The sequence below is a fragment of the Amycolatopsis sp. YIM 10 genome, from assembly GCF_009429145.1.
GTDB lineage: Bacteria > Actinomycetota > Actinomycetes > Mycobacteriales > Pseudonocardiaceae > Amycolatopsis.
This window is the reverse complement of the sequence record NZ_CP045480.1, coordinates 3,869,992-3,890,616: the sequence shown is the minus strand read 5'-3', so window position 1 is coordinate 3,890,616 and position 20,625 is coordinate 3,869,992. Positions and strand designations below refer to the sequence as shown.

Sequence of the window (20,625 nt, the reverse complement as noted above, 5' to 3'; positions counted from 1 at the left end):
CGCGCCGTTACGAGTGCAGCGACTTCAGCGTGATGGTCAGGGTGTCCGGGTCACCGGCACGCACCGCGCCGCTGAAGTCCGGGCCGCCCGTCGACGTGACGTCGTCGTACGGGAAGGCGTAGCCCCGGTTGTCCGGCAGCCGCTCGTGCACGATGCGGGCGTAGTGGTTCGTCCGCTCGGTCTTGTAGAAGTTCTCCGGCTTCTCCCCGTTCGGCTGGTCGGCGTTGTCCCGCAGCGTGGTGCGGTTCAGCGCGGCCGCGAGCCGCGGGATGATCGCCTTCCGCACGTCGCTGGCGCCGTCCAGGGCGAACGGACCCGAGTCGCAGCTGAGGATGTCCGCGGTGCTGGGCTTGGCGAAGGTCTCGCCGTTGTCGAACTTCAGCACCCCGTCGGCGACCTGCGCGGTCACCTTGCCCCACGACGCCTGCGTGTCCACGGTCAGCGGGCTGCCGCCGTACTTGGCCCACACCTCGTCCACGTACCCGGCGAAGTAGTCGCCGAACTCCGCGGACTGGTAGTGCGCGCTCATCGCCCGCAGGTTGCGGCCGTCGGCCTTCTGGATCAGCTTGCCCCACGGCGCGCCGTCCTTGGCGGCCTGGGCCTCCAGCGCCGAGCAGATGTCGTCGAGCGCGCCGGCGGGCAGGCCGGGCACGCTGTCGGACGCCCCGGACAGCGTGGTCAGCCCGAGCGAGAGCGGCGCCGCGACGAAGTCCACGTAGCTGACGTTCACAAAGAGCTCGGCCTCGTTGAAGGTGAACTCGGCGAACGACCAGTCCAGCGCGTAGTTCGGGTCGTCCGGGTTGAGGAAGCTCGGGTGCACCACGTTCGGGCCGGGGTTGACGAAGAAGGTCATCTTCTTCTCGGTGACCACGTAGATCCGCGCGCCGTACATGCGCGGCACGCGGACCGACGTGGTGCTGCCCGGCCCGCCGAGCGGGATGGCGCAGTCCTCGCCCAGCGGCGTGGTCGGCTCACCGGGTGACGGCGGGAAGTAGGTCGCCCCGCCCTCCTTGACAAAAACCGGCTTCCCGTCGGAAAGCCCGGTGACGTAGGCATACGCGGTCCCGGAGCCGGACTCGTTGCGAATGCTCAGGTTGAACGTCTCCGGCGTGGCGGCCGAAGCCGGCGCGAACCGGCTCAGCGCGACACCGGCCAGCGCCGCGGCGGAACCGCCGATGAAGGCGCGGCGAGAGATCATGATCAGACTCCTCGACAATGGGGGGACCGGACAGAAACTAACCAACAACTTGGTCCAGACCACCGAGCGAAGTCAAACGCATGATCGGAAATGATCGGGATCGGTTCAGGCGGTGATCTTGAACCGCCGCAGCCGCAGTGCCGGGTTCTTCGCGCGCACCTCGTCGATGCGCTCCCTGGTCAGCTCGGCGCCCGCGGTCGCGGTCCGCTCCCCCAGCGCCGTGACGACCACGCCCATCGGGTCGGCGATCAGGCTGTTGCCCGAACCGGTCGGCGCGCACTGGCCGGCCGCGGCCAGGTAGATGGTGTTCTCGATGGCCCGCGCACGGATCAACGTGGTCCAGTGATCCTCCTTGAGCGGTCCCGGCACCCACTCCGCGGGCAGCAGCACCACGTCCGCGCCCGCGTCCACCAGCCGCCGCGTCACCTCGGGGAACCGCAGGTCGTAGCAGGTCTGCAGGCCGAAGGTGAGGCCGTCGACCTGGAAGGTCTCGGGCAGCTCGATCTCCCCCGACCGGACGAAGTCGGACTCGCGGAAGCCGAACGCGTCGTAGAGGTGCAGCTTGCGGTAGAGCGCGGCGATCGAGCCGTCCTCCCCCGCCGCGACCAGCGTGTTGGCGATGCGGCCGGTACCGGGCAGCGCCTCGTTGACGCCCGCGACCAGGGTGACCCGGCGTTCGGCGGCCAGCGCGCGCAGCCCGGAGACCCACTCCCCGTCCAGCGGCTCGGCGGATTCGACGAACCGCTCGTCCATCGTCGGCACGGTGAACATGGCGTACTCGGGCAGCACCACCACCCTGGCGCCGCGCGCGACCGCCTCGTCCGCCAGCCGGGTGACCTCCGCCAGGTTCGCCCGCTTGTCCTCGCCGGGGGCGAACTGCGCGACGGCGACGTGCACCATGATCCTCATCCTCTTTCCGTTTCGGGGGCGGGCATCGGTTCGATCCGGCCCAGTACCAGGGTGTAACACAGGATTCCGGCCACCAGCACCACGCCGGTGACCAGGAAGGCACCGGCGAACGAGCCGGTCACGTCGACCACCGCGCCGGTGACGATCGGCGCGGCGATGCCGAACAGGTTCGCCACGAAGTTGACGATGCCGCCGAGCGTGCCGGTGAATCCCTGCGGTGCGATCAGCGCGACGATGCTGGCGCCCGCGGGCACGGACACCGCGAGCCCGGCCGCGCCGATCGAAAGGAACACCAGCGCCACGGCCACCGAATCGGCGTAGGCCGCACCCGCCACCGAGAGCGAGACCAGCATGCTCACCACGAGCACGATCCGCCGCACCTTCGTCTCGTCGCCGCTGCGCGCGATCAGCCGGTCCATCACCACCCCGGCGATCAGGAACTGCGCGGCGACCGCCACCAGCCACGGGATCATCGTGTAGACGCCACCGGCCAGCAGCTTCACCCCGAACTGCTTCTCCAGGTAGCCGGGCAGCCAGGTGAGCAGCACGTAGTAGGCGTAGGTGTAGGAGGCGTAACCGAGCGCGAGCCCCCAGGTCTTGCGGCGGCGCAGCAGGTGTCCGAGCCCGCGCAGGGAGGAACCGGTGTTGGTGGCGTCCTCGTCCTCGGCGCCGTTCTCCCGGATGTAGGCGAACTCGGCTTCGGTGAGCCTGCCGCGCGCCAGCGCCTGCTTCGGCGTGAGGTAGAGGAACCACCACACCAGCAGGTACGCCACGCTGAGCGCCCCGGTGAACAGGAACGCCGCGTGCCAGCTGAAGGTGGTGACCAGGAACGCCATCACCGGGATGCCGAGCACGTTCGAGGCCTTCGCGCAGCCGTCGAAGATCGCCGTGGCGGTACCGCGCTCCTGACGCGGGAACCACTGCCCGATCGCCTTCCAGCCCGCCGGGATCGTCGGCGCCTCACCGACACCGAGCACCAGCCGCGACGCGAGCAGCAACCCCAGCCCGCCCGCCGCGGCGGAGGCGAACGAGGCCACCGCCCACAACGCCGCCGCGACCCGGTTCACCCAGCGCACGCCGATCCGGTCGACGATCGAGCCGATCGGCAGCTGCAGCATGGCGTAGGTCCACAGGAACGCCGAGGACAGCAGGCCCATCTGCGACGCGCTGATCTCGAAGTCCCGCATGATCTCGGGCGCGGCGATGGACAGGTTCACGCGGTCGATGTAGTTGACGAACATGCCGACGCCGAGCACCCCGGCGATGCCCCAGCGCGCCCGTCCGGTCTTCACCGTTTCCCTGGCGGTGGTCATCGGTACCGGGCGTCGATGGCGGTCATCTGCTCGAAGGGCGCGGCGAACCCGGCCGCGAGCGCGCCGTGCTGCATGATCAGCGCCAGCTGGTCGGCGCCGTGCCGCGCGGCGAACTCCTTCTCGGCCTCGCTCCACGCGGGCAGCACCCACGGCTTGCCCGCGGCGGCCGCGGCTTCGGCGACGCGCCGGAGGTCGGCGAAGTCGCCGTCGGTGCGTGAGTAGGCACCGCGTTCGCGCCGCAGCGAGAGATCCGACGGGCCGACGAACACACCGTCCACTGTGTCCAGTGCCAGGATCGCGTCGATCTCTTCGACGGCACCGGCGTCCTCGATCATCGGCAGGCAGCGGGTTCGACTGTCCTGTTCGGACACCCACGCGTCGGTGAACCCGCCGTAGCCGGTGGTCCGCCCGCCGGCGAAGCTGCGGTCACCCAGCGGCGGGAACTTCGCGAACGCGGTGACCTCCTCGGCGTGCGCGGCGTTCTCCACGTGCGGGACGACCACCGCGTCCGCGCCGAAGTCCAGCGCCTGCTGGATCGGGCCGCGTTCGGGGCCCAGCACCTTGGCCAGCACCTCGAGCCCGAGCGCGCGGGCGAACGGGATGAACCGTTCCAGGTCGGCCAGGTCGAAGGCACCGTGCTCGATGTCCAGCACCACCGCCCCGTAGCCGATGCCGCGGGCGATCTCCGCGGCGGCGAAGCCGGGGTCGGAGAGCCAGACCGCATAGCGCCGATCAGCGGGTTTCGCGTTCATGCACACCTCCACCATCTCAAGTGGAATCCTTGTATACATGGCGGATACACGAGATGTCCAGGGGTGTAGGATTCCTCCCGTGCCACCGAGGAGGGGAGCTTCATGACCAGGACCGCGCCGGATCCCGCCCAGCCGGGCGGCGGCCCCGCCCGCGACCGGGTGTACACCTGGCTGCGCGACGGGATCATCTCCGGCGAGATCGAGGCCGGGCGGTTCCTCGACGAGCACTGGGTTTCCGGGGTGGTCGGGGTGTCGCGCACCCCGGTGCGCGAGGCCTTCCACCGGCTGGCCGCCGAGCGGTTCATCAGTCTGCTGCCGCGCAAGGGCGCGCAGGTCAGGACGGTCACCGCACGGGAACTGGAGGAGGTCTACCAGACCCGGCGGCTGATCGAGGGGCACGCGATCGCAGCACTGTGCGCGAACCGCGCCGGGGTGCCGGAGCAGATGCCCGAACTGCTGGAGTCGATGGAACGGGCCGGGGAGGCCGGCGACTGGTTCGAGGTGTCCGGCCTGGACCGCACCTTCCACCGCGCGATGGTCAACGCCGCCGGGAACTCCGTGCTCACCGAGCTGTACGACACGCTGCGCTCGCGTCAGCAGCGGGTCGCCGTGCGCGCGTTGCAGGCCAGGCCGGACCGGTTGCCGGTGATCAACGCCGAGCACCGCGCCCTGGTCGACGCGCTCGGCCGGCACGACGAGACCGAGGCCGCGCGCATCCTGAACCAGCACCTGCGCCCGGTTTCGGAGGTGTTGTCGCTGCTGCCGGAATGAGCGTCATTACCTCCGGCGTAATCGACGCGCTGACGCGGCTCGGCCAGCATGGGTTCATGACCGCTTACGCACTCGCCCACCTGCGGCGTTCCGAATCCGTCCACCCCGCCGTGCTGGAGTACATGTCGCGGGTGCAGGCCACGCTCGACCCGTTCGGCGGGCGGTTCCTGGTCCACGGCGGTGAGCTGGACGTGCGGGAAGGCGACTGGCCGGGTGACGTGGTGCTGGTCGAGTTCCCGGATCTGGCGCGGGCCAGGGCCTGGTACGACTCGCCCGCCTACCAGGAGATCCTGCCGTTGCGCGCGGACCACCTGGCCGGGGAGCTGGTGCTGGTCGACGGGGTCGCGCCGGGCCACAGCGCCGCGGCGAAGGCGGCGCGCCTGGCTGGGTGATCGGCGCGCCCTCGAGGTCCGGCGCGGAGGCGGTGGCACCATCGGGGGCAGCACCCGAGAAGAGGGGAAGTGTTCATGACCCCGCTCGACGAAGCCGTTGCGACCATCACGACCTGGTGCGCCACCGAGGCCGCGGTGCGCGGCCAGGACCACGCCGCCGCCACGTACGCGGAAACGATCCCGGCCGCGGCCACCTACACCGCGGGCGGGCTCGGCGCCCCGCCCGGTGTGCTCGAACTGGACGAAGAGGACATCGCCCTGCTCGCCGAACTGGCCGACGAGGCCAACGAGCGGCTCGCCACCTGGCACCGCACCGGCTGGCTCGCCCCCGCCGACCGCGAGAAGCTCCTGTTCACCGCCCGCGCCGCACTGGCAGGCGCCCCACACGAGGACCCGGAGGCGAGGGAGGCGGCCGCCGCTTCGCTGGAGGCGCTGGAACTGTGGTGCGCGCAGGCTCCGGCGGAACCACCCGCCGAACCCTCCCCGGCGGCTCCGGCCCCGGAGGCTCCGGCTCCTGTGGCTTCGGCTCCCGTGACACCGGCGGCCCCGGCCCCGGAGGCTCCGGTGCAGGGCGAACTCTTCGCCCTACCGGGCTGAGCGTCGCACTCGCCCTGCCCCGCACCAGGCCCGCCCGCGCCGGGCAGTGCGGGCGGGCCTGGTCGAGCCGAGCCGAGCCGGGCCGAGCCGGGCCGAGCCGAGCCGGGCCGGGCCGGGCCGGGCCGGGCCGAGGCAGGTCGAGCCGAGCCGAGCCGGGCCGAGCCGAGCCGAGCCGAGCCGAGCCGGGCCGGGCCGAGCCGAGCCGAGCCGAGCCGAGCCGGGGCGAGCCTGGCCGGGGCGAGCCTGGCCGGGGCGGGGCTGGCCGGGCTGAGGACCATCCCAGCCCGGGACGAGGGCGCAACCTGCCGAGCCACCGCGCAGCGACCCGCGGCCGGGCCTACTGAGCGGGCAGGAAGGCCGGGCGCACGGCGGTGTCCGGTGGGTCGTAGTACCGGTGGAACACCGGGGTCTGGCTGCCCGAGAGCGGCGGCACGATCCAGCTCCAGTCCGCCCGGCACATTCGCCCGGCCTCCTCTTCGCGTTCCAGGTGCGTGAGGAACCGCCGCGCTTCGGTGTGGTGGTCGGCGATGGTCACCCCCGCCGCCTCGAAGGAGTGGTGCACGGCCACCATCAGCTCGACCAGCGCCCGGTCCCGCCACAGCGCATCGGACCGCAGGCCCATCCGCCGCGCGATCAGCGGCACCAGGTCGTACCGGCCGCTGTCGGCGAGGTTGCGAGCCCCCACCTCGGTGCCCATGTACCAGCCGTTGAACGGCGCCGCCGGGTACCGCACCCCGCCGATCTCCAGCGGCATGCAGCTGATCGCGGGCACCGCGTGCCACCGCAGTCCCAGCCCGGCGAACCACGGCAGGTCCGGATGGCTCAGCGGCACCTCCAGCACCGCGTCGGCGGGCAGGGTGAACCAGTGCAGTTCGCCCTCGTTCGCCTCGATGATCAACGGCAGCAGGTCGAACGGGCCGCGCTCCGGCGGCGGGCACCAGCCCAGCCGGCGCGCGAGATCGGTGAAGGCGAGGTTCCGCGGATCGCCCAGCACCGAATCATCGGAACGGCGATAGGCCGCGTAACGGATCAATTGTTCATTCCAGATCCGCGGCCCGTGACCTGCGGGAGAATCGGGCGCGAAGATCGTGACCGCCGATCTTATCCGGCCTCCCCTGGTCACTTCGCGAAGGTGATCGAAACATTCCGCGGCAATACCGGCGGCATCGGTGACCTCGCGCCGATCGCGAATTTTCAGGCCACGCCAGTACAACCTGCCGATGCACCGGTCGGCGTTGCGCCAGGCGACCCTGGCGCCGAATTCCAGCTCCGCCCCGGTCTGCCGATAACTGCCCGTGGCCTCGATCTCGGCCCGGACCTCGGCCAGCCGCACGGACAACTCGCCCGCGGAAGGTTGCTCGTGGTAAAGCAAACGGAGGAACTCCTCGGCCGCGGCCATGCTGACGCTGTGTTCACCAACCACCCGCTGCGTCGGCAGCGAAACCACTCGTACGGCGGTTCCGGTCACCTTTTTACCTCACTTCCCGAATAGGGTGAGCCGTAAAAATGACAAAGGGGCAGCGTACCTCAAAGAATGGAATTCCGCGCATTTTTACCGTCGTTCAAGCCGGTGAACAATTCACCAGGAAAGAAGTGGCTCAAAAACCGTCCAGATGAGCGGCGAGCAGGTCGAGTCCGGCCTCCCAGCCCGGCGCGACCGCGGAACCGGTCTCGGGGCCGTCGACGACCTTGGTGAAGACCGGCTTGCAGGCGTGCTCACCGTCGTCGGTCAGCTCGAAGCGCAGGATCTCACCGTCCCAGGTGTACTCCAGCAGGCGCGGCCGCTCGACCCGGACGACCCGGCCCGTTCGGCCCCTTCGGTGAACTCCAGGCGTGAGCGGTCGTAGTCGAGGATCTGGACAAACCAGGTCCGCAGCTCGTCCCGCCCGGTCAGCGCGCGCCACACCTTCTCCCGCGAGTGCGCCGGCCGCCGTTCGAACCGCAACGCGAACCCCACAGCGCCTCCTATATTCCTCGTAGGCAATATTGCCCACGCAGAATACTGATGCCCCGCCGAGCCGCAACTGGCAGGATGCCGGGATGCGGTACCTGCTGACCGGCGGCTCGGTGTTCGACGCCGCCTCCGGGGAAGTGAGCCGGGCCGACGTGGTGCTCGACGGTGACCGGATCGCCGCGGTGGGCACCGATCTCGACGGCGACGAGGCCATCGACTGCGGTGGCGGGCTGCTGCTGCCCGGCTTCATCGACTGCCACACCCACGTCGGCATGTCGCAGACCCTCGGCGGCGACCCGTACGGCCTGCCGCGCTCGGCCCGGGTGCTGTCCGCCGTTCCCGTGCTGCGCACCCTGCTCGGCCTCGGCATCACCACCGTGCGCGACGCCTGGGGCGCCGACGCCGGGCTGCGGCACGCGGTCGAACAGGGCTGGATCGACGGCCCGCAGGTGCTGATCAGCCTTCGCCAGACCGGCACCACCGGGAGCATCGGCGACCACTGGGGCGCGGGCATCGGGCCGGTCGACTTCTTCGGCGACCCGTCCATGCCCGATCCGGTCTTCGACGGGCCCGACCAGGCCAGGGCGGTGGTCCGGCGGATGGTGCGGGCGGGCGCGGACTGGATCAAGCTGGCCGCCACCGGTTCGGTCGCGGCCGGGACCGGCGTGCACGACGTCCAGCTGACCGCCGAGGAGATGGTCGCGGTGGTCGACGAGGCGGCGCGCCAGGGCGGGCGGAAGGTGATGGTGCACGCGCACGGCGCCCGCGCGGCGGAACTGGCGGCGCGGGCGGGCGCGGCCAGCGTCGAGCACGGCGTCTTCCTGGACGAGGCAGCCGTGGCGGCGATGGCCGAAGCCGGGACGTGGTTCGTGCCGACGCTGTCCTGCACGCAGGAGGCCGACGCCCCGGCCGAGCGGGCCGAGGCGCACCGGGAGTCGATGCGCCTCGCGCTGGCGGCCGGCGTGCCGATCGCGATGGGTACCGACAACCCGGTCACCCCGCACACCGGCGCGCTGCGGGAGATCCACCACCTCGCCGAGGCCGGGCTCGGCGCGGCGGGCGCCCTCCGCGCGTCCACTTTGGACGCCGCGAGACTGCTCGGGCTGGCCGCCGACCGGGGCGAGATCACCGAGCGCAAGCGCGCGGATCTGGTGCTGCTGGAGGGAACCGGCCTGGACACCGGCGACCTGGCGAACCGGATCAGGGCGGTCTGGCACAACGGCGTGCCGTTCAGCGCCGTTTCCGGATCCGCCCGCCGGGCTTGAACGCGGTCATCAGCACGCAGGTCAGATACATGCTTGTCGACACGCAGCCGGCCGAGAGCAGGCCGACGGCGTACTCGCCGGTGTCGATCAGCTGACCGGCGGGCGCGGCGGAGACCACCTCGGCCAGCTCGCTCAGCCCCGGCACCGAGGCCAGCGGCGTGAGCACCACGGCGATCAGGGTGAGCACGAACTTGACCGCCACCCACCAGTACCGGAACAGGCCCCACTTGGTGCCCAGCGACAACACCAGCCCGCTGGCGAAGGCGAGCAGGCTGACCGGGACGAGCAGGGTCTCGCCGACCATCGCCATGGCCAGGAAGGCGGCGTGCTGGCGGGCCGGATCGGCGGTGGACATGCCGATCAGCACGAGCACCAGGTTGGCCACCGTGATGCCGAGCCAGCCGACGGAGGTGACGATGTGGACGGTCACCACGGACTTGCGCGCCCGCGGGCCGAGCCGGAATCCCGGAACCCGGGAGGTAGTGGTGTGCATGGGAAAAGTCTGCGGAGCGCGGGACGTCGTGTCGTCGGCCCGCGGCGGGCTCGTGTGCCTACGCCCGCTCCGGTACGCGTCGCGCCGGCGTACGGCGAGACGCGTACCGAAGTCCTTTGTGGACTAGGCGGCGCGGGGCGCGGTGGCGCGCTTCAGCGCACGCCGTTCGCGTTCGGTGGCGCCACCGAAGATGCCGTGGTCGAGGCCGTTGTCCAAGGCGTAGGACAGGCACTGCGACCGCACCGGGCACCCGGCGCAGACGGCCTTGGCCCGCTCCGCCTGCCGGGCACCGGGCCCCACGTCGGAGAGCGGGAAGAACAGTTCGGGATCGTGGTCGCCGCAGGCGGCCAGTTCGGTCCAGTTGTCGAAGGACACGCTGTCGAAGTCCATGATGAAGCCGCCCCCTTCCAGGCGGTGGAGTGCAACTCGGTGTTGTTCATGATTCTGCGGGACGAGGGCAGCACGGCGCGCGCCATTTTCGGCGGCCGTGCTGGGATACACCGCGTCCAACAGCGGCGGGGCGCCGGTTATTCCCCGGCCAGCAGGCGGCGGTCGCGGACCCGGCGCTTGCGCATGGCGCTGGCCACGTGCGCCTCGACGGTGCGGATCGAAAGGAACAGGGATTCGGCGATCTGGCGATTGGTCAGCCCGCGCCCCGCCAGTTCCGCGACCGATTTCTCCCGTGGCGACAACGCCTGCCCGTAACCGCGTCTGCCCCGCCGGTGCGGAATACGGTATCCGTTGCGCCGCAAGGTTTCCGCGCACCGCGCGGCGTCCCAGGAGGCACCGAGCGCGGTGTACCCGGCGGCCGTGCGCGCCAGTGGTTTCTCGTCTCCGGAACGCAGTCGCAGTTCGGCGAATGCCTCGGCCGCGCGCAGTGCGGAATAGGGCCGCCCGAGTGCCCGGTAGCCCTCGATCGCCGCGGTGAATTCGGCTTCCGCGCCGTGCAGCATTCCGGCGGTCAGGTGCGCCGAAGCGGCCACGAGCGGGGCGTCCAGCCCCTCGAAACCCGCCCGGAACTCACTCAGTAACCGGTCGGCTTCGTCGAGTTCACGCACCGCGAGCGGCACCACGTCGGCGGCCCACACCCACAGGTCCTGCTTGCGGATCGCGGCCAGCAGATCGGTCAGCGGTTCCGGCTCGATCCTGGCCAGCGCGGTCCGCGCGGCCAGCAGCATCGGCATGGACAGGTCCGCCGCGGCGACCTCGGCCACCGCGCGGAGTTCGTGGCGCGCGGTCACCAGGTCGCCCTGCGCGAGCGCCAGTTCCCCCAGCACGAGCCGCGCTTCGGCGTCCAGTTCGGGCAGGCGCCAGGCGTCCGCGCGGACCAGCTCGGCGCGTTCGGCCAGCCCCGCCCAGTCCCCCGCGGCGAAGTCGGCGCGCAGCCGGGTGCCCGCCATCACCACGTCCAGGTACTCGTCCTCACCGGCCAGCGTCCGCGCGCGGGCGAGCATGCGGCGCGCGTCCTCCGGATGGCCCAGCCAGGCCGCCGCGTCGGCGAAGTTGACCGCTCCCCTGGACAGCTGCGCGGGCGCGCCCGGCTCGGCGAGCACCTTCTCCGCCGCCGCGCGGCCACCGGGATCACCCGCGAACAGCAGCACGGTCGCGTGGTTGACGCGTACCGCCGTGCGCACCTCCTGGTCGTCCACCTGGTCGAGCAGCGCGAGCGCCCGGCCGGCCCATTTCCGCCGGTCCGCCACGGCTTCGGTGCCGTCCCCGGCCACCGCCAGCGCCGCCATCGCCCGCGCGGCGAGGTCCGGGCGCGGCGCCAGTTCCGCGGCCGCCAGGGTGAGCTGGTGGCGGCCCGCGGTGCGGTCGCAGCCCTGCTGGCACAGCAGCATCGCCAGTGCGAGCCGGATCTCCCCGCGCTCCACCGGTGAGAAGTCCTCGGCGAGCAGCCCCTGCAACGCCTTGATCGCCACGTCGTGCCTGCTGCCGTGCGCGGCGACCCGGCCGAGCAGCGTGGCTAGGCGCAGCCTGTCGGCCTGTGCCAGCCCTGGCGCGGCGAGTGCCCCGGCCAGCAGGTCGACCACCGCGTCGCCCTCGCCGGTGCGGTGGGCCTGCTCCCCCGCCGCCAGCGCGTACCGCACCCAGTCGCGCACGCGCCCGGCTTCACGGCTGTGGTGCGCCAGGCGCAACGCGGGCACCGGATCGGCCGTGGCGAGCGCGTCGGCGGCGGCCCGGTGCACGGCCCGGCGTTCGGCGACGCTGAGCAGTTCCTCGATGGCCCGGGAGGCAAGCGCGTGACGGGTGGAGAACCGGCCTGGACCGGCCGTCACCAGCAACCCGGCCTCGAGCGCTTCGTCGACCGCTTCCGGTGCACCGAGCAGCGATTCCTCCACCGGCACCGCGAAAACCGCCGCGGCGACCACCGCCGCGCGCGCCGGCGCGGAAACCTGGTCCAGCTGCTGGGCGAACGACCCGCGCAACGCCACCGAGGGCTGGAGATCGCCGAACAACGCGGTGGAATCGGGCAGTGCGCGCACCACTTCCTCGATGACGAACGGGACTCCGGCGGTCAGCGCGTGGAGCCGGTCGGCGAACGCCGCCGAAACCGCGCGAACACCGAGGTGCGCGGCGGCCAGTTCCGCGCCTTCGGCCCGGCTCAGCGGCCGCAGCTCGATCTCCACCGCCGCCGCCGCGGCACCGGCGGCGAGATCGATCGGCCGGGTCTCCCGCGGCCGGTAGGTGAGCACCACCCGCAGCTCCGGCGGGAGGCGCGGGCACAGGTACCGGAGGAAATCCCAGGTCGCGTTGTCCGCCCAGTGCAGGTCCTCGATGACCAGCGTCGACGGTCCGGCGTCGTCGAGCAGCTTGCGCAACGCCGGGAAACCACCGGCCACGCCCAGCGCCTCGACCACCGGGCCGAGCGGCAGCGGTTCACGCAGTGGTGAGCAGCGGCCGACGAACTTCCGCCCCGGCATGCCGGTCACCAGGCGGGTCTTGCCGATGCCCGCCTCGCCGCCGACGAGGATCAGCGCGGGCGCGGACACGGCGTCCAGCGCGGCCAGCGCCTCGGCCCGCCCCACCATGGCGATCTGCTCGGTCACCTTCGGCTCCTTCGCGGAAGAGCAGACATTTAAGTCCGTAGCGCTACGCATTGCAACGGTGCCGTTCCGTCCTGCATGGTCTAAACCACTCGCGAACCCACAAGGAGACCCCCGCGATGACCGACGACCCGAACCTGACCTCCGGGAAAGACGCCAGCGACAGCACCGAGAACGGCATCTCCCGAAAGCGCGCCCTGCAGCTCGGCCTGCTCGCCGTCCCGGCGGCCGCCGCGCTGGGTGCCGCGACCCCCGCCCCGCGGTCCGAAGCCGTTCCGCGCGACCTGGAGCCGACGCCGCAGTGCGACGACGGTGACGACCCCACCATCCCGCAGATGGAAGGGCCCTACTTCAAGCCGAACTCACCGCAGCGCACGTCGCTGGTGACCCCGCAGACGCCGGGCATCAGGCTGCTGGTCACCGGGTACGTGTTCACCCGGTCCTGCGTGCCGGTGGCGCAGGCGCTGCTGGACTTCTGGCAGGCCAACAGCCAGGGCGGTTACGACAACGTCGGCTACAACTTCCGCGGGCACCAGTTCACCGGGCCCGACGGCAAGTTCACCCTGTCCACCATCGTGCCGGGGCTCTACCCGGGCCGCACCCGCCACCTGCACGTCAAGGTGCAGGCCCCGAACCGGCCGATCCTGACCACCCAGCTGTACTTCCCGAACGAACCACGCAACAACACCGACCCGATCTTCGACCCGCGGTTGCTGATGACCGTGCGGAACACCCCCACGGGCGGCCGGGAGGCGACCTTCGACTTCGTGCTGAACTTCGGCTGAGGCTGAGGTCCCCGCCGGTCAGGTGCGGCGGAACTCCCGATCGGCGGTGGCCCCGGAGCGGTCGTGGCAGAGGACGGCCCCTTCGTGCCGAACCGGAGTCTGCCCCGCACCGCGGGGGAAGGCCGGGACCAATGGCGGTCCCGGCCTTCTTCTACGTTCCCGGGCGTAGCTTCCGGTGCCGCCTCGCGCGGGACGCGGTGACCGGGCCGCGGCGCGCAGGATCTGCGGCATGAACCTCCCGGTGGAAATCCGCGAACTCTCCAAGCGCTACGGCGACGTGCTCGCCGTGGACGGGCTGAGCCTGACCGTGCGGCCAGGCGAGGTCTACGGTTTTCTCGGCCCGAACGGGGCCGGGAAAACAACCACCCTGCGCATGCTGCTCGGCCTGCTGCGCCCGACCTCGGGGCAGGTCCGCCTGTTCGGCGAGCCGCCGGGCGACCTGTCCGCGGTGGGCGCGCTCATCGAGTCACCCGCGTTCTACCCGTACCTGTCCGGGCGCGAGAACCTGCGGGTGCTGGCGCGCTACACCGGCGCCGGTTCGGACCGCGTCGACGCGGTGCTGGACGCGGTCGATCTGCTGGCGCGGGGCGGTGACCGGTACTCGTCGTATTCGCTGGGCATGAAGCAGCGGCTCGGCGTGGCCGCGGCGTTGCTGAAGGATCCGCGCCTGCTGGTGCTCGACGAGCCGACGAACGGCCTGGACCCGGCGGGCATGGCCGATATGCGGGTGCTGATCCGCGAGCTGGGCGCGAGTGGGCGGACCGTGTTGCTGTCGAGCCATCTGCTCGGCGAGGTCCAGCAGATCTGCGACCGCGTCGGCGTGGTTTCGCGCGGGCGGCTGGTCGCGGAGAACACCGTCGCCGAGTTGCGCGGTGCTTCGGTGTTGCGCGTGGTGGCCGATCCCCTGCCACGAGCCGCTTCGGTGGCGGCCGGGCTGATCGGCGAGGCGCAGGTCCTGGTGCGCGATGGCGCACTCGAACTGACTGTTTCTCCGGAAAAAGCGGCGTGGCTCAACGGCGAACTGGTCGCCGCGGGCATCGGCGTCAGCGAACTGCGGGTCGCCGAACGCGATCTGGAGCAGGTTTTCTTCGAACTCACCCAAGGCGGTGGCGATGATGTTGTGGCGTAGTGCGAGCGCGGAACTGAGCAAGCTGGTGAAGCGACCGGCGAACTGGCTGATGCTGGCGGTCGGCACCGCGCTCGGCCTGACTTTCACGTATTTGCTGCCACTGGCGGGCGCCGCCGGCGCGTCGAGCGGCGCCCCGAACAGCGACCGCGGCATCGCCTCCACGTTCCCGGACCAGCTGGTGGGCAACTCGATCGGCGGCCTGCCGGTGTTCCTGGGCGCCATCGCCCTGGTCGTCGGCGTCCTGGCGGTAGGCGGTGAGTACGGTTGGGGCACTTGGAAAACCGTGCTGACACAAGGCCCTTCACGCCTGACGGTGTACGGCGGGAAGCTGTTCGCCTTGGCGGTGGCGATGCTGGCACTGGTGTTGACGATCTTTGCCACCGGCGCTTTGGTGAGCGCCGGAATCGCACTGGCAGAGGGCGCACCTCTTTTGTGGCCCTCGGTTGTCTCCGTCGTGGAAGGCATCGGTGCGGGATGGCTGATCGCCTTCACCTGGGCGGCTTTCGGTGTCCTGCTGGCGATCGCCATGCGAGGTGTGGCGCTGCCCATGGGTTTGGGGTTGGTGTGGCTGCTGGTCGTGCAGAACCTGCTGATCGGGGTGGCCGCGCCTTTGGTGAGCTGGGTGGAGGACCTGCAACTGGGCCTGCCGGGTTCGAACGCCGGTTCGCTGGTGGCTTCTTTGGGCGCTTCTACTCAGTCCCCAGGCGTGGCGGAACTTACTGGGCCGGTGCAGGCTGCGGTGGTTGTTTTCACTTATCTGGTCGCCTTCACCGGACTGGGTGGCTGGCTCCTGCACCGCAGGGATGTCATCTGAAACAAGAGGCGGCGGCATCCCAGATGGGTGCCGCCGCCCCTCGGGCCCTCTGGGAGCTCAGCTGATATCGGGCACGTGCGTGCGAGCCAACTCCACCAGACTGGAGAGCCGATCGTGGACATTCCGCGTCAACCGCTTCAAGCCCAGGCTCTCGAGCACGGTCCGGAACAGCGCTTCCTCATCGGCCCATCCGTGGCGGCCTGCCGCCTCGGCAATCAGCGTCGCCAGCTCGCGGGGAGGCACGTCATCGAGATCGCGCGGTCCCAGTTGCCTGGATCGCACGAGCGGCTGACCGGGCAACCGGTAGGTGACCGAACGGACCCCGCTCTGGCTCAGTGGGTTGTCCACTTCCAACACGCCCTGGCGTACCGCCGCGGTCACCGCGGAATTCAGTGTGCGCGCGAGCTGGTGACCAACCCGCCTGCCACCCGAACAGTGGACGTAGGCGCTGTGGATGCGCTCACCCAGCATCGGTCCCTCGATCGCGACGATCTTCTTGATGCCATCGATCAGCTCGCGCCGCGAAGCCTCGACCACCGGTACGAGCGTGCCCGTGTAGCTCACATAGGACTCGAGTGTGCCCCCACCGGCGATGTTCTCGTATGGCTCAGGGAGTTGTTCCTCAACCGGCCATCGCAGCTCCGCTTCGTCCTCTGCCTGAGCGTCCGGAAGCGCGGGAACGTGCTCATCGACCACGTGCAGCCGAGGCTCAACAGCTTCGGGCTCAGCGGTTTCAGTAGCCGGATCCCGGTACCCCGACGGGTGGATACCCTCCTCCTGGAGCATTTCCCACAATCCGGAAAGCGCAGCTGCCGGGTCGACATCGAAAGCCGAGCCAGGAATCCGGAAAAAGCGCCAGCCGCACCGTTCGAGATCACGCTGGCGGGCGAGGTCGCGTTCGTACGCATCCGGACCGTGCCACTGGTCACCATCGCACTCCACCGCGAGGCGTCCCCGTCCACCGACGACCACGAGGTCGATCCGGTAGCCCAAAGCTTCGTGCTGCGGCTCGACCGTGTAACCACGGTCGACGATCCGGTTGTACACCCGCTGCTCAAACAGCGAGTCGAACGGATCGACCCGCTGGTCTTCCGGCACGACGGTACCCACCGGCCCGTCCCCGGTGTCTTGACCACGCTGCATCACGCCGTAGCTGTAGTCGAGCAACTGGAAGCGCATGCACTCCTGGTTCACCAACTCATCCAGATGCACCGAGTGGAACACCCACACCTGGTCCTTGGCGCGTGAGACGGCGACGTTGTAGCGCTGCACGTACTGTTCCTGGGTCAACGCGACCAGACGCTTGCCGGGTGCGAGCGCCGCCACCATCGACAGGAACACCACATCGCGTTCTGATCCCTGGAAATCCGCGGCGTCGCCACAACGCAGGTCGCGAGCCCGCCATTCGCCCTTCGGAATCCGGCTGAGCAGCCGCGTCTGGATGTCCTTGGCCTGCGCCGGGCCGAGCAACGAGATCACCCCGAAGGTCTTGCCGTCGTAGGCCGGGTCGGCGATGCACTTCTCGATCTGGTCGACGATCGCCTCCGCCTCGACCGGATTCAGCTTGTTGGTCGTTCCGCGTTCGTACCCCTCCGGCAGGTGAACCGCCTTGACCGGCTCCAGGCGGTCGGCACCGTATTGCCGGACTGGAACGAGCCGGATCCCGTCCGGCGCGTAGGCGACCCGGTTGGAGAACCCGATGATCTCCGGTACGCAACGCCGATGCTCGGTCAGGGTGATCAGGTTGCCATAGCGCATCTTGGCCTCGTCGAACAGGCTGCGCCTCGGGTCATGCCAGGAATCGCGGTACCGATCGTCTCCGAGGTACTGCCGTGCGAGGTCACGCAGCTGCTGCTGATCCACCCCCACCGCGGACGGCGATACCTGCTTGTCGTCGCCGATCACCACGATCTTCGGCGCGAGGTACTGCAGGAACACCGCCTCGGTGCCCGCCTGCGAAGCCTCGTCGACCACGACGACGTCGAACATGTCCGGCCGCACGCGAAGCTGTTCGGCGATCCGGTAGATCGGCATGATCCAGACCGGCACCGATGGCCGGCACCGATCCATCGCCTTCCGGATTTCCCCTCTGCGCTGGTTGCGGTAGATACCCGTGTTCTTACCCGCTCGCTGCACCAACTGGGCGTACTGGGTCAGGTCGGCCCGCGCCGTTCCACTCAGGCGCTCCGGGGAAGCCGCGAAATCCCAGGCGCGGCGAGCGGCGATCGATTCGGCATGCCCGCGGATGTGTTCTTCGATCTCCCTGATCCGCAACTGCACGGAATTGACGTCAATCGACTCGTGGTCGATCACCCACGCCCGCGTCGCGGCCCAGCGCCACGCTTCGTCGAACTGCGCAATCCTCGACGGCCAAAATTCCTCGTGGCGAGTCTCGTCAATGGCTCGGCGCAGTTCAGGTGCCACCGCGTCCAGCCGGCCGGCGAGTTCTTCGCGGCGCTGGACGAGCCGTTTCACCTGCCACAGCCTCTCCAGCCGGCTGTGCGCCGACGCGTACGCGTCGTGGTCCCGGCGTTTCACCGCGTCAAGCAGGTTCTCGGTACACGGCGCCGCATCGCTCCACTGCGCGGTTTCGGCAACCAGTTGTTCGAGTGCCGCCAATGGCGCTGTCGCCGAGCGTTTGGCTTCCTCGGCGCCCGCGGCGTCGGTCAGCCGCGCATAGCGGCGGACGTCGTTCAGGTCGTTCCAGTCCGGCGCTGGGAGGTTCAGCATCCGCAGCCGTTCCTCTTCCGCGCCGAGTTCATCTCCCAGCGCCAGTACGTGGCGCAACTGGTCCAACTCGGTCACGTGCCACTGAAGTCGTTCCTGCAAGGTGTCCTCGGCCGGGATGGCAACACTCGCAGGCCATGCCCGGTCCAACGCCGATAGTGCCTTGGCGGCGCCGATCCAAGCGAGGAACAAGTTCAGCTGGCCGGCCGACGTAGGGGGTAGTCCGTCGACACGTACCCCGTCGAACAACGGTTGCGCCTGCTTGAGCACCTTCGGGGAGAACGCCCCGATCTTCGGTTGACCATCCGGCAGGGTTTTGATGGAGCCGCCGTCCGCGAGGAATCGCAACACCTCACCGGCCAGCGCCACGAGCGGCCCGGGTTCGCCCCGGAGCTCGACAGATGTCAGCGGGCCGAGTCGGGCGGTACACCCGGCGCATTGTTCGGCGAGGGCCTGCACGGTGTCCGCTCTCACGCGCCACTGTCCGGCTCTTCCGGAACGGACGTCCTGCAACGCGTCGTTCATCCATTGCTCTCGCCTACCGGCCAGCCGATCCGCCTCGTCAGCGAGCCGATGCAACCGTTGCCGCAGCCGTGTGCGCTCGTCCGGGGACAGCTTCATCACCGCGGCGAACGCCGCATGCCCTTTGAGCGGGGCGTGCCTCTGCTCCTCCGCCGTCGAACCGCGCTCACTCCTCACCAACAGGGCGAACTCGTCGGGCGCGGGCACCGCCTCGATCCCGAGCAGTCGCATGAGTGCTTCGGCCTCGTCAGCTCGAAGCCGCTCGTCGAGCAGGTGGCCGTGCCACTCGACCGTTTCCCGGCCGGACAACGGAACCGGATCGTCCGCACCAACCGTCGTGTGCCCCGACAGCCAACGATGAGCATCGGATTCGGCGTCCAGCTGTCGCGCGATGGCCGCCAACGTGCCGCGGTAGCCGCGGTGTTCACGATGCCGGACTTCGCGTTCCCTGGCCTCCACCAGCCTGCTGTAGGAAGCCGCCCGTTCGCGCCTCAGCAGATCGATCGCGTCGAGGTGGGACCGGACGGCATCCGCATTCACCTTCGAATCGTGGTCCACTGCCGCAGCCGCGATCTCCTGGACGGCGAGCTTGAGATCGGCCATGTCTTCGCGGGCCGCCCCCACCACCGCGACGGACAACGGCTTGATCGCGTCGGGCAGCTTCTCCCGAACCTCACGAAGCGCGCGATCGGTGTGCGCGGTGACCAGCACGCGCTTGCCCTGAGCGAGGAGGTGCGAGATGAGAGCCGCGGCCGTGTGCGTCTTCCCTGTACCGGGCGGACCTTGCACCAGGGTCTGAGCCTGTGCGTCGACCTTGCGGATGATCGTCAGCTGCTTGTCGTTGACCGGCATCGGCAGGAAGGGTTCGTCGCCGACAGCAACGATCGCGCCCTCACCAGTCGGCCCGGGGGCCACCGGCCTTCGATCGGGATCGACCAGGGGCACCAAGCCGTCGGGCACCTCACCGGCATCGCCGAGCTGCCGGAGAATCGCATCGAAGATTTCGATCAGGCCGTTCTCCGTGCGCCGCCGGAGGATCAGAGCTGGAGCCAACGATGCGACCGCGTGCGGTGCCGGCCTGGCGAATTCGTCCTGGTCACGGTATTCACCGTCAGGATCCAGGCTGTGCACGAGACGTCGTACTAGCTCGCCGACCGCACCACGGTCCAGCGGGCTTCCATCAAAAGCCTCGACATCCGCCCGGACCTCGTTGACCTTGTCAGGCGCTGTGATCAGGCCAGGGTCCACCATGTCCAGTTCAAGCCGCAATGGCTCACCTGCTTCGACCCGGCGCGCTTCGATGGCACCCGTCCGGTCATCGAAGTGCAGGGTCGCCGAACTGGTCAGCACGTGTCGGAGGACCGATTGCTGGTCCTCCAGCAGCCAGCTCAAACAGCCAACGCCCAGGACCAGCTCAAGCTCTTCAGGACTTTCAGTGGCACTGATATACGTGGAGTACAGATCGCTGTACAGCTGGCGCACGGGAGCATCGACCAGCTCCTGGCTCGCCCACTTCTCCCACGCCGGCAACCACAGGCGGAACTGCTTCTCGACCTCCGGCGCCTCCGCGAGCGTCACAACCCGGGATTCGCCTTCTTCGTCTTCGCCGGTGAAGCGAACCCGTTGGCGCAGTGTCGGCGGCTGGTCCGGCTGATCCCATTGCTCGGTCAGCCAGCGGGCGAGTTCGGCGTCCGGCTCGGGTGGCTCCACCTTCGGCACCCGGTCAACGACCACCAGCGGGTCGTCGATGCCGGCCAGCCCCGCTTGCGCCGCCCTGACTCCCGGGTGCCGTGGCAGCTGCGCGAACCAGAACACAGCACCATCACGCTGGTAACCCTCGACCGAACGCACTGGGGAGGCCTTGAGCCGCTGCGCACCACGGAGGAACTCGAACAACCGCCGTGCGCGATCCACCAACGACGTACCCATGCCACCCCTGCCCGAAGATCATCTGAAG

General features: G+C 70.0%; 17 protein-coding genes. 7 read left to right on the top strand and 10 right to left on the bottom strand.

Annotation, left to right across the window (positions count from 1 at the left end; translation table 11 throughout):
* Nucleotides 1-7: 7 nt before the first annotated feature.
* From YIM_RS18800 to YIM_RS18785, 4 genes are all read right to left on the bottom strand, one after another.
* Nucleotides 8-1,198, bottom strand: a complete 1,191-nt coding sequence (locus YIM_RS18800) for a glycoside hydrolase family 64 protein (RefSeq protein WP_153031591.1) — start codon at nucleotides 1,196-1,198, stop codon at nucleotides 8-10.
* Between the two features lie 105 nt (nucleotides 1,199-1,303).
* Complete coding sequence (locus tag YIM_RS18795; RefSeq protein WP_228004816.1) at nucleotides 1,304-2,107, bottom strand: carbon-nitrogen hydrolase family protein; 804 nt, start codon at nucleotides 2,105-2,107, stop codon at nucleotides 1,304-1,306.
* A complete protein-coding gene (locus tag YIM_RS18790) occupies nucleotides 2,104-3,420 on the bottom strand; it encodes an MFS transporter (RefSeq protein WP_153031590.1) in 1,317 nt (438 codons plus the stop codon). The genes YIM_RS18795 and YIM_RS18790 overlap by 4 nt, the downstream gene beginning before the upstream one ends.
* Nucleotides 3,417-4,172: an HpcH/HpaI aldolase/citrate lyase family protein gene (locus YIM_RS18785; protein ID WP_153031589.1), complete on the bottom strand. Its 756-nt coding sequence runs from the start codon at nucleotides 4,170-4,172 to the stop codon at nucleotides 3,417-3,419. Before YIM_RS18785 ends, YIM_RS18790 begins: the two co-directional genes overlap by 4 nt.
* A gap of 102 nt (nucleotides 4,173-4,274) precedes the next feature.
* Here YIM_RS18785 and YIM_RS18780 point away from each other — a divergent pair, with 102 nt between their 5' ends.
* From YIM_RS18780 to YIM_RS18770, 3 genes are all read left to right on the top strand, one after another.
* On the top strand, nucleotides 4,275-4,943 hold the full coding sequence (locus YIM_RS18780; RefSeq protein ID WP_153031588.1) for a GntR family transcriptional regulator: 669 nt from the start codon (nucleotides 4,275-4,277) through the stop codon (nucleotides 4,941-4,943).
* A gap of 56 nt (nucleotides 4,944-4,999) precedes the next feature.
* The gene (locus YIM_RS18775; RefSeq protein ID WP_153031587.1) at nucleotides 5,000-5,335 is read left to right on the top strand and encodes a DUF1330 domain-containing protein; all 336 of its coding nucleotides are present in this window, start codon (nucleotides 5,000-5,002) and stop codon (nucleotides 5,333-5,335) included.
* 75 nt (nucleotides 5,336-5,410) lie between these two features.
* A complete protein-coding gene (locus YIM_RS18770; protein ID WP_153031586.1) occupies nucleotides 5,411-5,932 on the top strand; it encodes a hypothetical protein in 522 nt (173 codons plus the stop codon).
* 337 nt (nucleotides 5,933-6,269) lie between these two features.
* Here YIM_RS18770 and YIM_RS18765 read toward each other — a convergent pair whose 3' ends face one another.
* Nucleotides 6,270-7,331: a nitric oxide synthase oxygenase gene (locus tag YIM_RS18765; RefSeq protein WP_153037080.1), complete on the bottom strand. Its 1,062-nt coding sequence runs from the start codon at nucleotides 7,329-7,331 to the stop codon at nucleotides 6,270-6,272.
* Between the two features lie 199 nt (nucleotides 7,332-7,530).
* Nucleotides 7,531-7,836, bottom strand: coding sequence for a hypothetical protein (locus YIM_RS18760; protein WP_153031585.1), 306 nt, complete (start codon nucleotides 7,834-7,836; stop codon nucleotides 7,531-7,533).
* A gap of 136 nt (nucleotides 7,837-7,972) precedes the next feature.
* Here YIM_RS18760 and YIM_RS18755 point away from each other — a divergent pair, with 136 nt between their 5' ends.
* The gene (locus tag YIM_RS18755; RefSeq protein ID WP_153031584.1) at nucleotides 7,973-9,151 is read left to right on the top strand and encodes an amidohydrolase family protein; all 1,179 of its coding nucleotides are present in this window, start codon (nucleotides 7,973-7,975) and stop codon (nucleotides 9,149-9,151) included.
* Here the strand turns inward: YIM_RS18755 and YIM_RS18750 are convergent.
* From YIM_RS18750 to YIM_RS18740, 3 genes are all read right to left on the bottom strand, one after another.
* Entirely contained in the window at nucleotides 9,117-9,644 is a 528-nt protein-coding gene (locus tag YIM_RS18750; RefSeq protein ID WP_153031583.1) for a hypothetical protein, read from the bottom strand. The genes YIM_RS18755 and YIM_RS18750 overlap by 35 nt on opposite strands.
* 123 nt (nucleotides 9,645-9,767) lie before the next feature.
* On the bottom strand, nucleotides 9,768-10,034 hold the full coding sequence (locus YIM_RS18745) for a WhiB family transcriptional regulator (RefSeq protein WP_153031582.1): 267 nt from the start codon (nucleotides 10,032-10,034) through the stop codon (nucleotides 9,768-9,770).
* Nucleotides 10,035-10,171: 137 nt separating this feature from the next.
* Entirely contained in the window at nucleotides 10,172-12,694 is a 2,523-nt protein-coding gene (locus tag YIM_RS18740; RefSeq protein ID WP_153031581.1) for a LuxR C-terminal-related transcriptional regulator, read from the bottom strand.
* A gap of 116 nt (nucleotides 12,695-12,810) precedes the next feature.
* Here YIM_RS18740 and YIM_RS18735 point away from each other — a divergent pair, with 116 nt between their 5' ends.
* The 3 genes from YIM_RS18735 to YIM_RS18725 all read left to right on the top strand — a co-directional run bounded on the left by YIM_RS18735 (nucleotide 12,811) and on the right by YIM_RS18725 (nucleotide 15,419).
* The gene (locus YIM_RS18735) at nucleotides 12,811-13,476 is read left to right on the top strand and encodes a dioxygenase (RefSeq protein WP_153031580.1); all 666 of its coding nucleotides are present in this window, start codon (nucleotides 12,811-12,813) and stop codon (nucleotides 13,474-13,476) included.
* 229 nt (nucleotides 13,477-13,705) lie between these two features.
* Nucleotides 13,706-14,605 carry an ABC transporter ATP-binding protein gene (locus tag YIM_RS18730; protein ID WP_153031579.1) on the top strand — a complete coding sequence of 300 codons (900 nt, stop codon included), beginning with the start codon at nucleotides 13,706-13,708 and terminating at the stop codon, nucleotides 14,603-14,605.
* On the top strand, nucleotides 14,589-15,419 hold the full coding sequence (locus tag YIM_RS18725; RefSeq protein WP_228004815.1) for an ABC transporter permease: 831 nt from the start codon (nucleotides 14,589-14,591) through the stop codon (nucleotides 15,417-15,419). The genes YIM_RS18730 and YIM_RS18725 overlap by 17 nt, the downstream gene beginning before the upstream one ends.
* A gap of 57 nt (nucleotides 15,420-15,476) precedes the next feature.
* Here the strand turns inward: YIM_RS18725 and YIM_RS18720 are convergent, their stop codons facing one another.
* Complete coding sequence (locus YIM_RS18720) at nucleotides 15,477-20,597, bottom strand: AAA domain-containing protein (RefSeq protein WP_228004814.1); 5,121 nt, start codon at nucleotides 20,595-20,597, stop codon at nucleotides 15,477-15,479.
* Nucleotides 20,598-20,625: the final 28 nt, after the last annotated feature.

Coding starts and splice junctions, on each gene's coding strand:
- YIM_RS18795 (WP_228004816.1), bottom strand. CDS start 2,107: ATGAGGATCATGGTGCACGTCGCCGTCGCGCAGTTCGCCCCCGGCGAG.
- YIM_RS18735 (WP_153031580.1), top strand. CDS start 12,811: ATGACCGACGACCCGAACCTGACCTCCGGGAAAGACGCCAGCGACAGC.
- YIM_RS18780 (WP_153031588.1), top strand. CDS start 4,275: ATGACCAGGACCGCGCCGGATCCCGCCCAGCCGGGCGGCGGCCCCGCC.
- YIM_RS18755 (WP_153031584.1), top strand. CDS start 7,973: ATGCGGTACCTGCTGACCGGCGGCTCGGTGTTCGACGCCGCCTCCGGG.
- YIM_RS18790 (WP_153031590.1), bottom strand. CDS start 3,420: ATGACCACCGCCAGGGAAACGGTGAAGACCGGACGGGCGCGCTGGGGC.
- YIM_RS18765 (WP_153037080.1), bottom strand. CDS start 7,331: ATGGCCGCGGCCGAGGAGTTCCTCCGTTTGCTTTACCACGAGCAACCT.
- YIM_RS18725 (WP_228004815.1), top strand. CDS start 14,589: ATGATGTTGTGGCGTAGTGCGAGCGCGGAACTGAGCAAGCTGGTGAAG.
- YIM_RS18750 (WP_153031583.1), bottom strand. CDS start 9,644: ATGCACACCACTACCTCCCGGGTTCCGGGATTCCGGCTCGGCCCGCGG.
- YIM_RS18770 (WP_153031586.1), top strand. CDS start 5,411: ATGACCCCGCTCGACGAAGCCGTTGCGACCATCACGACCTGGTGCGCC.
- YIM_RS18800 (WP_153031591.1), bottom strand. CDS start 1,198: ATGATCTCTCGCCGCGCCTTCATCGGCGGTTCCGCCGCGGCGCTGGCC.
- YIM_RS18720 (WP_228004814.1), bottom strand. CDS start 20,597: ATGGGTACGTCGTTGGTGGATCGCGCACGGCGGTTGTTCGAGTTCCTC.
- YIM_RS18775 (WP_153031587.1), top strand. CDS start 5,000: ATGACCGCTTACGCACTCGCCCACCTGCGGCGTTCCGAATCCGTCCAC.
- YIM_RS18730 (WP_153031579.1), top strand. CDS start 13,706: ATGAACCTCCCGGTGGAAATCCGCGAACTCTCCAAGCGCTACGGCGAC.
- YIM_RS18745 (WP_153031582.1), bottom strand. CDS start 10,034: ATGGACTTCGACAGCGTGTCCTTCGACAACTGGACCGAACTGGCCGCC.
- YIM_RS18785 (WP_153031589.1), bottom strand. CDS start 4,172: ATGAACGCGAAACCCGCTGATCGGCGCTATGCGGTCTGGCTCTCCGAC.